Here is a 14448-nt window from a genome sequence, read left to right on the forward strand (position 1 = left end):
CAGTAATCACTGTAAAACTAGCAATCAACAAGGCAGATCCTCGTTATGGCGTTACTTTGTCAGAATATTTCATTAGAAACAACTCATTTTGTACATATAAATGAACTGTGCGTGTAATTAATTATGTACATAGTGGCATTGTTGGAAACTCGATCTAGATCAAATAATGAATGACAACTGCAGTAGATTTGCTAGGAAGTATGAGTGCTATGTCGTATAAATGAAGCCAATAACAAGCGTACTGGAGAAGTACAATGAGTGACGAACATTGCCAATATGATGGTTTGGAGCTGCTTGATGCGATGGAAATCGGCCTTAACCTATCTGATTATGCCGAGGAAGAAAGTGGCGAAGAGCAGTAACAACAAGCATAATAAACATTAAACAGCCTCAATGATGAGGCTGTTTCTTTTTGTATTAACGAAAGTCTCAGGAGGCAATATGAATTATTTGGCGCATTTACATATTGCTGAACAGTGCCAGAGCAGCATGTTGGGCAATTTGCTTGGTGACTTTGTTAAAGGTGATCCGACCCACCAATTTCCAGACAATATCGTCGCAGGTATTCGTCTGCACCGATTTGTCGACAGTTACACAGATTCTCACGACACTGTTAAACAGGCGAAGCAGTTTTTTCCTGAACAACAAAAGCGATTTGCGGGAATAGCATTAGATATGTATTGGGATCATTGCTTGGCGAGCCGTTGGAATGAATACCACTCACAATCACTCGCTGAATTTTGCCAAAAAGCTGAGCAGGTTACGCGTTTAGAAAGTGAACCTAATACGGTAGAATTACCGCCCAAATACCTCGAAATGACCAATCATATGTGGAAAGGTCGTTGGATTGAATCCTACGTATATATAGACAATATTGCCTACGCATTGGAGCGAATGGCGATGAGGCGTCCAAGGTTTACTCCATTGGCTGAATGTCACCATGTATTACGCGAAAAGCAACCGGAATTACAGCGGTTGTTCTCATCTTTCTATGAGGATTTACTCAACGTAGCAGCTTCTTCGGCTGACTTTCAAAAATAACATCTCCTAACAACGTTAATCGCATGCTCGTGCCGAATTTCTTTGCTACAATCCGCGCTCGAATTTTAGCAAGAGTAATCACCATGTCTTTCCAATCTTTGGGTGTAAACCCGCAGCTTTGTTCTACCATCGCCAAATTAGGCTTTGTCGATCCAACTCCGGTTCAAGAGCAGGCCATTCCAGCGGTGCTTGAAGGTAAAGATGTGTTAGCGGGAGCGCAAACGGGGACAGGTAAAACCGCCGCGTTTGGTTTGCCGTTGATCCAACGCTTTTTGGAGAAACCTTTTCCTCGCGAATCTCACGGCAAAGATGTTGGTGCGTTAATTCTTGTGCCGACCAGAGAGTTGGCGCAACAAGTATTCGACAGCCTTACGGCTTATGCAAAAGGCACTGATATCAAAGTTGTGGCCGCGTATGGCGGCACCAGCATCAAAGTGCAGACCGATAACCTAAAAGGTGGTACTGACTTTCTTATCGCGACTCCAGGTCGTTTGCTCGATCATTTGTTCACTAAAAACATTTCATTGAATAAAACGAAAGCCTTAGTGTTGGATGAAGCGGATAGAATGCTTGATATGGGGTTCATGCCTGATATTCAGCGTATCTTGCATCGATTAAACTCAGCGCGCCAAACATTATTTTTCTCAGCGACATTTGCTGGAAGCGTGAAAAAGATCGCCCATAGCCTGCTAAACGATCCTATCGAGATTCAAGTATCACCAGAAAACAAAACCGCAGAGTTGGTTGAGCAGATGGTGTACCCAGTAGATAAAAAGCGTAAAGCAGAATTGCTGGCTTACCTTATTGGGTCTAAGAACTGGCAACAGGTACTTGTGTTCGTAAAAACAAAGCAAGGGACAGACGCCTTAGTAAAAGAGCTCAAGCTCGATGGCATTAAAGCGGCGTCGATCAATGGCGACAAGAGCCAAGGGGCACGCCAAAAAGCATTGGACGACTTTAAGTCGGGTAAGGTCAGAGCACTCATCGCGACAGATGTGGCTGCTCGTGGCATTGATATACAGCAACTTGAGCAAGTGGTGAACTATGAATTGCCATTTAAAGCAGAAGATTACGTTCATCGCATTGGTCGTACAGGGCGTGCGGGATCACATGGCTTGGCGGTCTCTTTGATGAGCCGTGATGAAGAGTACCTTCTAAAAGCGATTGAGACCTTATTGGATACTCGCCTTCCTCAAGAGTGGATTAAAGGGTTTGAGCCAAGCGCTAATGAGCCAGTAGATGACAATAAGCCAGTTCGTCGCCAAGGCCGCACGGCAGAGAAAAGGAAAATGAAAGCCAAAATGAAGATCCACGCTTCACGCGGCAAGCCAAAGTGGTAATGCCTTTTGTAAACGAAGCTTAATACTTATTTAGGTAGAGAAGAGTAATACGCAGCGATGTCTTTTAAGTCATCGCTGTTTAGTTTCTGGAGTTGTGCTTGCATCATTTCGGCTAGCCCACCGGTGCGTTGGCCATTTTGGTAGGCGAGCATAGCATTTAGCAGGTAGGTTTCATTCTGCCCATTAAGTGTTGGATAGCTCGGGTCGCTACTGCCTGATAGGTTACTATTTACCGCAGTGCTGTCGGCTGGGATATGACAGAACTGACAACTTGGTGATTTTAATTTTCCGAGTTCAATTGAGGTATTGCTGGCATTTACAAGATTAGAAAATGGCGCGGCAAATAGGATCACTGAGGCTGTGATAAGTATGTTCGTGTTTATTTTTTTTGAACGTAATTTTCTCATGCTAATCTGCGGGTTGAGGGCTTTATAACAACATAAAGCCTCCCCTTAGGGGAAGCTCAAGTGTAGTAAACAAATTTAAGGCATGTTTGCCTTAATGGAGGGCTGTTCTAGATAAAACCACACAGCTTGGCTTTGCTTATACAGGCAATGGTTTTCGAATCGGTAATTTTCCCTTCAATCACCAATTGTTCTATCGCTTTCAGAGTCATTGGCATTACCTCAATGATCTCATCTTCATCACAATCAAGGCGTTCTGTCTTGCTCAACTGTTTAGCAACAAATAGGTGCTGAATTTCGTCACAAAAACCGGCGAGCGGGGTCACTTGTCCCAATGAGATAAATTCCTTTCCGCTGTACCCCGTTTCCTCTTCTAACTCTCTTCTTGCACAATACTCTGCACTTTCGTTTACTTCTTTTGTTCCTGCGGGTAACTCCAACAGCCACTTCCCCAGTGATGGGCGAAATTGATTTATCAACAATATCTGACCACTATCTAATATAGGCAGGATAACAGCCGCCCCAGGGTGGACGATCGTCGTATGGGTTATCTGCGTGCCTGTTGGTAGAGTAAGATCTTCTTCGCACAAAGAGATGTTTTTCCACGTGTGTATCTGACGGCTCATTGTTTGCCTTTCTAATTCATACTGCTTACTAAGACGGATGCTTAAAGAAGCCAATAGTATTGATATTGCGTTGCGGCGTTGGCTTTGTAAAGCAACAGTTGCGTAAACTTACATAAAATTGTCACAGTTCAATTGCTTACCTGTTTTACGCAATGAGTGAGTAACCTCTCATTTATGTAATCATAGGTTGCTCAGTCACCTAGCGTTTTGTGATCTGTTATAAGTTCTGAATAATTAAAAATGCCACTTGTAACAAAGTGATAACAAATGTATAAAATTGTATTAGATGAAAATTTTGTGCCGCTTGGACTGAGGGAATAGGGATGTTAGGAGTTAAAACAAGAAATCACGCTGAAAAAGCGCTGCTTTCTGAGCGGATCAACAAGCTGGTAACAGCGTTGTCTGATGGCGTCTATGAACGTGAACACACCATTAAATTGTGTTTACTGGCTGCTTTGTCCGGTGAAAGCGTATTTTTGCTTGGCCCTCCAGGAATTGCAAAAAGCCTAATAGCCAAGCGCTTGATCCAAGCGTTTGATAACAGCAGTTACTTCGACTATTTAATGACACGCTTTTCAACGCCCGAAGAAGTTTTCGGCCCGTTAAGCATCCAAGAGCTAAAAGACAACGGTAAATACGTTCGACTAACTCAAGGCTACCTCCCTACAGCTCAAGTCGTCTTTCTTGATGAAATTTGGAAAGCTGGCCCTGCGATTCTTAATACCTTGCTCACTGTAGTGAATGAAAAGACCTTCAAAAATGGTAATGAGATACAGAAAGTGCCGATGCGCCTGCTTATCTCTGCGTCTAACGAACTGCCAGATGAAGATAGCGGCCTTGAAGCCTTGTATGATCGAATGGTCGTGCGGATTTTTGTTAATCGAATTCAACATAAGCAGAATTTTCGCTCCATGCTTACCGTAGGTACTCCGCAAGAAGCACAAATACCACCTGGCCTTGCTATTACTGACGAAGAATACGGTTTATGGCAGCAAGAACTTGAAACTCTTGAATTAAATGAAACCTGTTTTGAAAAGCTATACACCTTAAAAACACTGATCGAACAACGTGTAGAAGACAACGGTGGTGAATCACTTAATTCTGATTTGTATATCTCGGATCGTCGTTGGAAAAAAGCAGTCAAGCTGCTTAAAGCCAGTGCCTATTTCAATGGCCGAGATTCGATTAACCCGCTTGATTTATTGCTTCTACGCGATTGTTTGTGGCACAGCCCGGAGTCGCGCTTGATCGTCAATGACGTCATGAATGACTTTGCAATCCATCATGCATTCGATCAAAGCCAGATTTCCAATCAGACAGAGTTTTGCCGCGAGGAACTGGCTCAGATTCAAAATGAAATTGAAGCCGAATTTTCTATGACGTTAAGCTTAGAAACAAGCAGTAAGCTGTTGCGTAAGGAAGTGTATGGTTGCGATGTATCTCAAGCTAAACGTTACAAGGTAGGTAATGCATCCGGTTTGGCTAAGTTAGTGTTACTGCAAAGCAATATGTCGGTCTCTGAATCAGAGAAAGGCGATAGTCGCTGGGTGTATATGGCGATGGATGAACTTGAACGTGCGATTAAAGACGGTGGCGGTGATGTGTATGGCTATGTTAACCAAAATACTAGCATGTGCCGAATACGCCTAGATGTCGATGCCGATAATTGCTTAATCGTTAAAGACATCGCAAATCGCTCCGTATTGGTTGGTTTGGTTACCCATAAAGGATTGGACAGCGCAAAATATCAAAACTGGTGTCGACGTGGTGATGAAGCGATTGAAGAGTTGACGAAAGCCGAACATCACTTACGCCAAGTAAAATCCAACTTTCACGGCGCTCTGCCACACAGTTTTGTTGAACCTGACCTGCCAACACAAATGGAGTCGACCATTCAAAACCTCGGATTAGAGTTGGAAAAAACAAGTTTAGAAAGCGAAAAATCCCATCGCCGTGTAAAAAGCTTGGCGCAGTATTTTGAATAATGTTTTTGTCAGAGTGAAGGAGCGCCTATGTTAGGAGCCGACGGATTAAACCTAGCCTTGATGATTGCAGATTCAGGCATGATCGACACCGCTGTCAACGATTTGTTGGGGCGGTCTCAGGTGATGCTAGTAGCCGACAATAATAAAGGGGTAAAAACGTCCCTTAAAAACCATTTACTTAAATGGCGTGGCCGAGTTAAACATAAAATGACTCGAGTATGCGAAACTGAAAGATTTCAAAAGGAACTCAGCCTATATCAAGAGGTTGTCCATTGGAGCGAAGACGAGTTTTTCGTCAAAATAGACGACGTAGTAAAACAGTTAGAATGGCACTCGTCGTTTTATTTGCCGGCACGCCGACTGCTTGAAAAAAACAAAGGGGTTAATAACCCAATGTTTGCCCATTACTTTTGTGATGAGTGGTACAAAAGTTTGAGTGAAGCGCTAAAGCAAGCGCAAGTATCAGAACTGGAAGCCGATAAAGAAAAGCTACTGGCCGATCTTTATCAGCGTATCGAGACCATGAAAAGCATGGATGCAGTCACCGAATCGGGAGACGTTGGTAGTATTGGTCGCTTATGGGATATGGCCTCAGCCAAGTTGTCGAAAACGGATCTCGCAGTGATGAAACGTCATGCTGAGTTTTTAAAGAAAAACAAAGAGCTACAGAAAATCGCGGCAACATTGGGGCGAATGGCAAGCGATGTTGATGACCCTAGCTTGAATAAATCGCCGGCTGAAGAGCTAAAAATGGTCGAAGAACAAAGTGATGAGGCCACCGATGATATTGTGGGTATTCATGAAGGTGATGATCTCAGTAAGTTGTTACCAAACGAAACCATGTTTTTGGCATACCCTGAGCTTGAAGTGATTTTTTATAAGCACTTAATCGACAAACGCTTGATGAATTACCGAACCAAAGGCAAACGTCGTACTTTGCGTAAAGTAAAAGCACAATCACCAGAAAATAAACAGGTAGATAAAGAAAAAGGGCCGTTTATTTTGTGTGTAGACGCCTCAGGCTCTATGGAAGGTTTTCCAGAGCAGTGTGCAAAGGCAATGGCTTACGCATTGATGCAAATAGCGTTGGCGGAAGAGCGAGACTGCTTTGTTATCATCTTCTCAACAGAGCAGATCACCTATGAATTGACCAAGCAAGATGGTTTACGTGAAGCCAGTGACTTTTTATCCTACAGTTTTCACGGCGGAACCGAGATAGAACCGGTGATTGAAAACTCAATTGATTTGATGTCTACCGACAAATATCGCAACGGCGATTTAGTCGTTATTTCAGACTTTATTGCACCTAAGCAGCCAGAGCATATTTTAGAAAAGGTGAATACCTTAAAATCGAAAACCAATCGCTTTCACGCCATCTGCTTGTCTAAATATGGTAACCCGGAGCTGATGTCTATGTTTGACCACTGTTGGACTTACACGCCTAACGTTGTCAATCGATTGATGAAGCGTTGGTAAAGCCTGTTTTGTAGAATATAGAATGCGAAAAAGCCTACGTCACTTAGTATTCATAAAGTGAGCGTAGGCTTTTTTGTATATGCAGATTAAGCGATGACTTCCTGACGCAATTGAAGGTAACGGTCACTATCACGATCGGACGATTCGCATACCTGCAATAAGTCGTCGATGAAGTGCTGCAAAGCTCGGTATTCAATGGCTTTAACTTGAGCTTGCTGTGCTTCTGAAAGCATGTGATACATAGTTGCAGCGCCAAAGTCACCAAAAATGATGTTCGCTTCAGCATCAAATAAGGTGTTGTGGGCGTATAAATCGCCATGGCACACTTGGTTGCTGTGCAGGTGCTCAAATACTTCTTTCATTTGGTTAACCATCTTGTCTATTTGCGCGATGGTTAAGCTAAAATCGCTAGGGAAAGTATCTCGAGTGCAGCTTTGTAGGCTTGGTGGTAATCCAAGGTTTGCAAAGTGTGCGGGGATCAAACTCATGATAAGCGCCAAATAGCCCTCTTCTTTTACTTGAGCTAATGATTGCACGAGGCTTGGGTGATTGCCGACTTTTAAGCACGCTTGCAGCTCATCTTCTGGATAACCATCACTGGTCACTTCGCCTTTAAATACTTTTACTGCGATATCACACGGAAGTTGAGCTTGTTCTTCAAGCCATGTTGCTTTTGAAATAACGCCAGATGCACCTTGCCCTAGTACTTGTTCTAGTTGGTAGCTAGCAGAGGTGACTTGTGGAACGGAATCATTAAGAATATCCGAACGGCTAAATGGGTTGCCTGAAAAAGCCAGCCATGCCAATTTCGGTAAACCGAATAATTGATCTGGACATTCTGTTAGTTGGTTAGCAGAAATTCTGACCAACTCTAAGTTATGCAGCTTCGATAAATTGCCAGGCAAAGAAGTGAGCTTATTACCTGCAAGTGCCAGCTTTTGCATTCTTGGACGTTCACCCAACGAGTTCGGCAGTGTTTCTAATTCGTTGTCAGTCAAGATCAGCCAGCGTAATTGTTCCGGTAGCGATGACTCTGGAACGTGCTTAATTTGGTTAGACTTAAAGCCAACCATTTCCAAGTTAGGGCACAGACCTAATACTTCAGGAAGTGTTTCAAACAAGTTATTTGACGCGAAAATGATCTTAAGTTTGTGGAGCTGTGCTAACTCACTTGGCAAGCTAGATAATTGATTGTTAGAAAGATCGAGCACTTCAAGGCTGTCAGCTAAAGACAGTATTTCCATAGGAAAAGTGGTGAGGTTTTCAGATATGCTGAGGCGTTGAATACCGACTAATTCACCGGATTTTAGCTGTGAGACTGTGTGCAAAACGAGTTGTCCATGGTTGAGTTGAGTTAGAGCGGTCGCCAGTCTACAGGAATTTGCATCCTAAAGTCGATGCAATCCAGGCGCTAATAAGGTTGTGTGGGTACAATTTTGCTAACCGAATAGGGCAAAGTAAGTTAAAATAGTCGGTCATTATTTTAGCTTTGAGCCTTTATTATTCATGAGCACTGTTACAACGCCTACCACCTTTACTGAACTTGGCCTTATTTCCCCTTTGTTAGCTCGACTAACGGAACTGGAATACCAACAACCAACGCCTATTCAAGCGCAAGTTATCCCAAGTGTATTGGCCGGTAGAGATTTAATCGCAGGGGCAAATACTGGCTCAGGTAAAACGGCAACGTTTGCTCTGCCTATGTTGCAGCAGTTGCACGAACAAAAGTTATCAAATGCTCGCACTGACAAAGGCAACTACGTCAGTGGTCTAATTTTAGTGCCTACACGTGAACTCGCGAAACAAGTGGCAGACAGCATTAAATCTTACGCGGTGCATTTTAATGGCGCGATCAAAACCGTTTCGGTATTTGGTGGTGTTTCGGCAAACACACAAATGCTTGCTCTTCGTGGCGGCACCGACATTCTAGTCGCTACTCCAGGCCGACTACTTGATTTGATTTCAAGTAATGCTGTTAAGCTGGACAGAGTAAAAACGTTAGTGCTAGATGAAGCAGACCGTATGTTAAGCCTAGGCTTTACTGAAGAATTATCTGAGTTACTAGCCAAGTTGCCGAAGACGAAACAGACTCTGTTGTTTTCAGCGACGTTTCCTGAGCAAGTACAAGCGCTGACTCAAGAGTTGCTTAACGACCCTGTTGAAGTGCAGTTACAAAGCACAGACACCAGCACGTTAGTTCAACGAGTGTTTACGGTTAATAAGGGTGAAAAAACAGCGGTTCTATCGCATTTGATCAACCAACATCAATGGCGTCAGGCGCTTATTTTCGTTAACGCGAAAAATAGTTGTGAACACTTAGCCGACAAACTGCACAAACGTGGAATCATTGCAGAAGTATTCCATGGTGATAAAGGCCAAGGTGCTCGTAGCCGAGTACTTGAAGCATTTAAAGCGGGTGAAATTGATGTTTTAATCGCAACGGACATCGCTGCACGTGGTTTAGACATCGAAAAACTGCCCGTTGTGATTAACTTTGACTTACCGAGAAGCCCTTCAGACTACATGCACCGAATTGGCCGAAGTGGCCGCGCCGGTGAAGTGGGACTGGCGTTATCTTTGATTGATTACGAAGATTACCACCACTTTAAAGTCATCGAAAAGAAAAACAAAGTGCGATTGGAGCGTGAGCAAGTTGCCGGTTTTGAAGTAGATGAAGCGGCGATTGCTGCACTGTTAGAGGCAACAAAACCAATGGCGGCACCAGAAGGTACTGGCAAGAAAAAACGTAAAAAGAAAGCGGCTAATAATGGCGATGTTTGGTTAAGAAATAACGACTAGTCTCAGAGGCTCTTGGTGTGAAAATCAAGAGCCTTTTTTATCGGGTATTTGCTTGTTTTCGAACGACCTCGATAGATAATAGTGGGTTAATGTCGGCAGAAAGTGTGGTTTGTAGTGCGCCTAGATAAGTTTATTTGTAAAAGTACCCAGCTAACCAAAGCTGAAGCCCTAGAGCAGATCGTGATAGGGCATGTTGAAGTGAATGGGGATGTCGTGACGATAGAGCGATCGCAAGTGCATGAAAGTAATTCGGTTACTTTGAACGGTGAACTTCTCACGCTTCGCCCATTTCGTTACTTAGTCATGAACAAGCCTGCCAATACCATTTGCTCTAATATAGATGAAGCTTACCCATCGCTATTTAATCATATAGAAATAGATAACAAATCAGAGCTTCACATTGCGGGTAGGTTGGACGCAGACACGACTGGGTTGGTCTTGATTACCGATGATGGCAGTTGGTCATTCGATATCATTACACCATCAAAACACTGTGAAAAAACGTACCGCGTCGGTCTTTCGAAACCGATTCAGGAAGATGCTGCGGCCAAATTCCTACACGGCATTCAATTGCAAGGCGAAGAAAAGCTAACCATGCCAGCTAAGCTATCAAGTGTAACCTCAAACGAGGTACTACTCACGATAACAGAAGGAAAATTCCACCAAGTGAAACGTATGTTTCAGGCCATAGGCAACCGTGTTATTTCCCTTCACCGAGAGCAAATTGGTGACATTCATTTAGATCTTGAGTTAGGTCAATGGCGTTATCTTACCGCTGATGAAGTGCGGTCATTTCGTAAGTAAATGCGCCATTTGGCACATAGGCCTTTTGGTCCATCACATTTCTTTGAGCCAGCATGCAGTTACATTGAAAAGTTGATTGGTAACGTTAGGGTTAATTCATTATCTGGAATTATTTTGGGAGGTACAGGTAAAGGTTGGGCTCGGTAAGCTAAGTCTAGAGCTTCGTTGTCGAGTGATGCCGTTCCTGAACTTTCTATCAAACTTACTCCCAAAACCTTGCCTTTTCTATCGAGTGTAAAACGAATGATCGGCATGCCTTGTTTTCGCATTCTTTTGGCTTTACGTGGGTAGCGTTTTTCACGCTCTAGATGGGCGTGCAGTACCTGTTTCCAGTTTAGTCTTGCTATTTTCCCTTGTTCACTTAACTGTCCGGTTTGCAATGCGCTGACTTGTTGACTTTGTTTACTCACCTCTATTGTTGGTATAGACGTCGCTTGTTTCGCGACGGATTGCACCGTGTCAGGTGTTTGATCCTCAGGTTTTTTGGGTAGGGGTTTGGTTTTCTCCGCTTTTGTTTTTGGTTGCTTAGCTATTGGCTCAGGTTCTTGCTTCGGCTCTGTGGTTGCTTTCTTTGGTTCTAGCTTGTCGATGGATTTAAACTGAGAGGGTTTGTCTGATTCAGCGGCGATCAGTTTTGGTTTTTCATCCGCAATTTCTTGTTTCTCAGCTGGTGGCTCCATGGGCGTTGGAATGCGAGCAATCGTCGCTTGCTGATCTGGCTCTGGGGGAAGGTCATTGACCTTTTTATTCGGGGCCGATAAAGGGGCAACAAGGCTGACCGCGATCGGTGCGGCGGCTGGTGGCGGCTGGTAATTATGATTCGGCGTCCAAAAGTAAGCAACGGCAAAACCCACGTGTAACGCGAGACTGCTGGTCATGCCGACAAAAAACCAACGGCGGCTTCCATCGGTATTTACATGACTCTTTCGTTGATCAAAATGATTTTCTCGTTGATGGAAGTCATTCATGAATTGGAATCCGCAGGCTTCTCTTCGCCAACAAGGGCTATGTGTGAGTATCCGGCAGCAACCACCGTATTCATGACGGTCATTAAATCTTGGTACGTTAAGTTTTTATCTGCTCGTAGAAAAATACGCTTAGATTTGTCCATCAGCTGTGTATCTAACGCTAACGGTAGTTGCGCTAAGCTGACTTCTTTCTCTTCACCTAGGGTTAAAATCAGGCCTTGTTGCACCGTCAGATAAAAAGGCTCATCCGGTTGGGGTTGAGGCTTAGCTGAAGATGTAGGTAAATCGACGGGAACATTAACGGTTGCGAGCGGAGCTGCAACCATCACAATGATAAGAAGTACGAGCATGACATCGACTAAAGGTGTGATGTTGATGTCATGATTCTCCACCATTTCATCACTATTGGAGTTGGGTCTGAATGCCATGAGTTATCCCGCTTTGCCTAGAGTATTAGGTTTTCGATCTAAGTCTCTGCTTACTAAAACCAATAATGCCGCATTAATGTCGGCCAAATAGGCCCGATAGCGTCCAATGGCTCGCGTAAAATGGTTATACATAATCACCGCAGGAATCGCCGCAACTAACCCGATAGCGGTTGCTAGTAAGGCTTCTGCTATCCCAGGGGCGACAACGTCTAACGTGGTCGATTGAGTTTTAGCAATGCCAATAAAAGCATTCATGATCCCCCAAACGGTACCGAACAGGCCAACAAATGGGCCAACGGAACCTATGGTTGCCAAAATGCCCGTCCCGGAAGTCATTTTGCTGTTGAGAGACGCTTGTGTTCTTTCTAAGCTGATCTGAACTCGTTCTTTGATGCCATCATTGCTAGCAGCCCCCATCGCTGAAAGTTCTAACTCGTGTAACGCCGAGTCGATTAAAGCCAAACCGCCGCCCTTTTTATCGAAACTACGCTGTTTTCCTTCTTTTAGATTCTCAGAAGCAATCAGTTCTCTTAATAATCTGGCCGCGTGCTTGCAGGCAAGAGAGACTTGAATTTGCTTAGAAACAAACAGTGCCCAAGAGAGAACGGAAGCAAGCAGCAATAAAATCATCACAGACTTTACGACCCAATCCGCCGCGCGATACATCCCCATTGGTGTCATGTCGTGTTGGACTTTGCTAGCCGTTTTAATTGGGCGCTGTTGCTGTTGCTGTTGCTGTTGCTCTTGCTCTTGCTCTTGTCCTAGAGCATTAAGCGCAGCGGTTGGCTTGACCGTGTTATCGGCGGTATGGATTTCTTCTGAAACGACAGAGTGAACAGCAGAACTGCGAGCAGTCAGGGTATTATCTAGGTTAACGTTTTGATCGAGTGCATAGGCACTGCCGACGAGAGCGAGCCAAACAAGCAGTGTTTTTGGGAATAAAGTCATCATTGAAATTTCGATTTATGGGAAAACACAATAAAGGCACAACCCATAAAAGAGGCTTGTGCCTTTGTCCTACCTTCTATACCGAATCAGAGAACAAAACCCGTAAAGAAAAATGAATAAATTTAGAATCTTTTTTCTAACTTGAGCGAAACTTCGTTTTGTTGGTAAGTATAGAGCCAGTCCACATTGCTCGTTACCCGCTTATGAGTCCAGGTGAGCAGCGGCGTAACACCGTAAAATGAGAGGGCTTTTGATGACAACATCAGTGTGTAACTCTGTTCATTATCTGTTCTTCTTTCGTTTAACAGAGAACTAAAATCACCATATTTTCGTTGCCTAAATGACGTAAATAGGTTGACGTCTACAGCGTCACCCCATGCTCGGTTAACGCCTAACCTTCCGCCAAGTAGTTGATAAGCATGTACCTTTTGGTCATTGTCCTTTTGAGTCCAATCTAATCCGCCAAACAGCAACCACTTGTTGGGTAATTGGTGCCAGTAGCTGAAGTAGGATGACCATTGCCAATCGGACTGATAGTCAAGATGTGCTGGGCGGTAGTCCTGATATTCAGCCTCGAGCTCGAGCTTCATAGCACTCGATGATGTTAAGCTTTTGAACCAATCAAACTTCAAACCACTCGCAAGGTAGAGGGCTTTATTGCCCGAAGCGCTGTATTCTAGCTGCGGAGACAAAGTGAACTTGTCGCGGGCGTTTTGATAGCTGTATCCGAGGCTGGTGAGTAATGTTTGCTCATTGAACTTATCGTCATTCAGATAGCTCGACCCGTAGGCGAGGCCAGTAAAAGCAATGCCATGATGACCGACCAGAGAAGTGCGTTTGTTGAGGCTGGCATTAAAATCGAAGCCTGATCCTTTTACCGCATCTGGAGTACTGCGTTCGACTCGGCATTGCCCTGATGGAAGCCTTGCTAAGCACGTGTACGATTCTGATGATTGGTTTAGGTTATCGTTGTAAGAAGGGCCAAAGCTAAATGATCCTTTCCAAGCGTCTCTATTTTTAGCCGCGGTCATAAAACTGTTTACGGTATTTCTGATCCCTTGTGAACGCGGGTTATCGGAGGGTAAATTTTGGTCGATGACAGAAAACAGCTCATAGGCGTCGGCGTTTTTTTGATTTTCAAACTGGACTCTTGCCAGTTCTAGTTGTGCGGGCAAAAAATCGGGTTGCAAGGTTAACAGTTGTGAGTATTCATGTTCTGCTCGTGATAGCTCACCCTTGATACGATACAGCGCAGCTTTGGCGTAGTGAACCAATAAAGGGTCGAAACCTTCAAGAGACTCATATCGAGTGAGAAACTGAGATACGAGTGCCCATTGGCGAGATTGGACTGATAAGTACAACGCTTGCCCAAGCTCTGGAACGGTGTCGTTTACTTGATATGTTTCCCCGTCAATGATGATGGATGACGCTTGCTCATTTTTTTGCTGTTCCTTTTTCGTCTCTTCTGCGAGTAGCGCTTGTTCTGTTTCACGAGCGGTTAACTCATCGCGTTGTTGAATTTGAATTTTAGTGTCTTGATCAGCGAGCGAATAAAATGAAAAGCCGAATAACAAGCACACCAAAACGGATGACTTTGAAGGGGGGATTAGGTTCATGTTTAGCTCTGCC

At 44.1% G+C, this 14448-nt stretch carries 13 protein-coding genes; 6 read left to right on the plus strand and 7 right to left on the minus strand.

Translation table 11 applies throughout. The features are described 5' to 3' along the window. The first annotated feature begins 441 nt into the window (after positions 1-441). A complete protein-coding gene (locus QWZ04_RS12760) occupies positions 442-1041 on the plus strand; it encodes an acyl carrier protein phosphodiesterase (RefSeq protein WP_290328550.1) in 600 nt (199 codons plus the stop codon). An 83-nt stretch (positions 1042-1124) separates the two neighbouring features. Next, complete coding sequence (locus tag QWZ04_RS12765) at positions 1125-2381, plus strand: DEAD/DEAH box helicase (RefSeq protein ID WP_290328552.1); 1257 nt, start codon at positions 1125-1127, stop codon at positions 2379-2381. Between the two features lie 26 nt (positions 2382-2407). Here the strand turns inward: QWZ04_RS12765 and QWZ04_RS12770 are convergent, their stop codons facing one another. Both QWZ04_RS12770 and QWZ04_RS12775 read right to left on the minus strand, forming a co-directional pair. Further along, on the minus strand, positions 2408-2788 hold the full coding sequence (locus tag QWZ04_RS12770) for a c-type cytochrome (RefSeq protein ID WP_290328554.1): 381 nt from the start codon (positions 2786-2788) through the stop codon (positions 2408-2410). A gap of 107 nt (positions 2789-2895) precedes the next feature. Then, positions 2896-3411, minus strand: coding sequence for an NUDIX hydrolase (locus tag QWZ04_RS12775; protein WP_290328556.1), 516 nt, complete (start codon positions 3409-3411; stop codon positions 2896-2898). A gap of 323 nt (positions 3412-3734) precedes the next feature. On the opposite strand from QWZ04_RS12775, the gene QWZ04_RS12780 reads away from it, so the two are divergent. Together QWZ04_RS12780 and viaA are read left to right on the plus strand one after the other, a co-directional pair. Continuing rightward, positions 3735-5396 carry an ATPase RavA domain-containing protein gene (locus QWZ04_RS12780; protein ID WP_290328558.1) on the plus strand — a complete coding sequence of 554 codons (1662 nt, stop codon included), beginning with the start codon at positions 3735-3737 and terminating at the stop codon, positions 5394-5396. A 27-nt stretch (positions 5397-5423) separates the two neighbouring features. Continuing rightward, complete coding sequence (viaA, locus tag QWZ04_RS12785; protein WP_290328560.1) at positions 5424-6872, plus strand: ATPase RavA stimulator ViaA; 1449 nt, start codon at positions 5424-5426, stop codon at positions 6870-6872. A gap of 86 nt (positions 6873-6958) precedes the next feature. Here the strand turns inward: viaA and QWZ04_RS12790 are convergent, their stop codons facing one another. Further along, a complete protein-coding gene (locus tag QWZ04_RS12790) occupies positions 6959-8200 on the minus strand; it encodes a leucine-rich repeat-containing protein kinase family protein (protein WP_290328562.1) in 1242 nt (413 codons plus the stop codon). A gap of 178 nt (positions 8201-8378) precedes the next feature. Between QWZ04_RS12790 and QWZ04_RS12795 the strand changes: the two genes are divergently transcribed. Beyond that, positions 8379-9671: a DEAD/DEAH box helicase gene (locus QWZ04_RS12795; protein ID WP_290328565.1), complete on the plus strand. Its 1293-nt coding sequence runs from the start codon at positions 8379-8381 to the stop codon at positions 9669-9671. A 114-nt stretch (positions 9672-9785) separates the two neighbouring features. Further along, complete coding sequence (locus QWZ04_RS12800) at positions 9786-10475, plus strand: pseudouridine synthase (RefSeq protein ID WP_290328567.1); 690 nt, start codon at positions 9786-9788, stop codon at positions 10473-10475. 59 nt (positions 10476-10534) lie between these two features. Here QWZ04_RS12800 and QWZ04_RS12805 read toward each other — a convergent pair whose 3' ends face one another. The 4 genes from QWZ04_RS12805 to QWZ04_RS12820 form a co-directional block, all read right to left on the minus strand. After that, positions 10535-11443, minus strand: a complete 909-nt coding sequence (locus QWZ04_RS12805) for an energy transducer TonB (RefSeq protein ID WP_290328569.1) — start codon at positions 11441-11443, stop codon at positions 10535-10537. Then, positions 11440-11871, minus strand: a complete 432-nt coding sequence (locus QWZ04_RS12810) for a biopolymer transporter ExbD (RefSeq protein WP_102524960.1) — start codon at positions 11869-11871, stop codon at positions 11440-11442. Before QWZ04_RS12810 ends, QWZ04_RS12805 begins: the two co-directional genes overlap by 4 nt. Before the next feature lie 3 nt (positions 11872-11874). Continuing rightward, positions 11875-12822: a tonB-system energizer ExbB gene (exbB, locus tag QWZ04_RS12815; protein WP_290328571.1), complete on the minus strand. Its 948-nt coding sequence runs from the start codon at positions 12820-12822 to the stop codon at positions 11875-11877. Positions 12823-12941: 119 nt separating this feature from the next. Next, positions 12942-14435 carry a surface lipoprotein assembly modifier gene (locus tag QWZ04_RS12820; RefSeq protein WP_290328573.1) on the minus strand — a complete coding sequence of 498 codons (1494 nt, stop codon included), beginning with the start codon at positions 14433-14435 and terminating at the stop codon, positions 12942-12944. Between the last annotated feature and the right edge of the window lie 13 nt (positions 14436-14448).

This window comes from Vibrio tapetis subsp. quintayensis, from assembly GCF_030409945.1.
Taxonomy (GTDB): Bacteria; Pseudomonadota; Gammaproteobacteria; order Enterobacterales; family Vibrionaceae; genus Vibrio; species Vibrio quintayensis.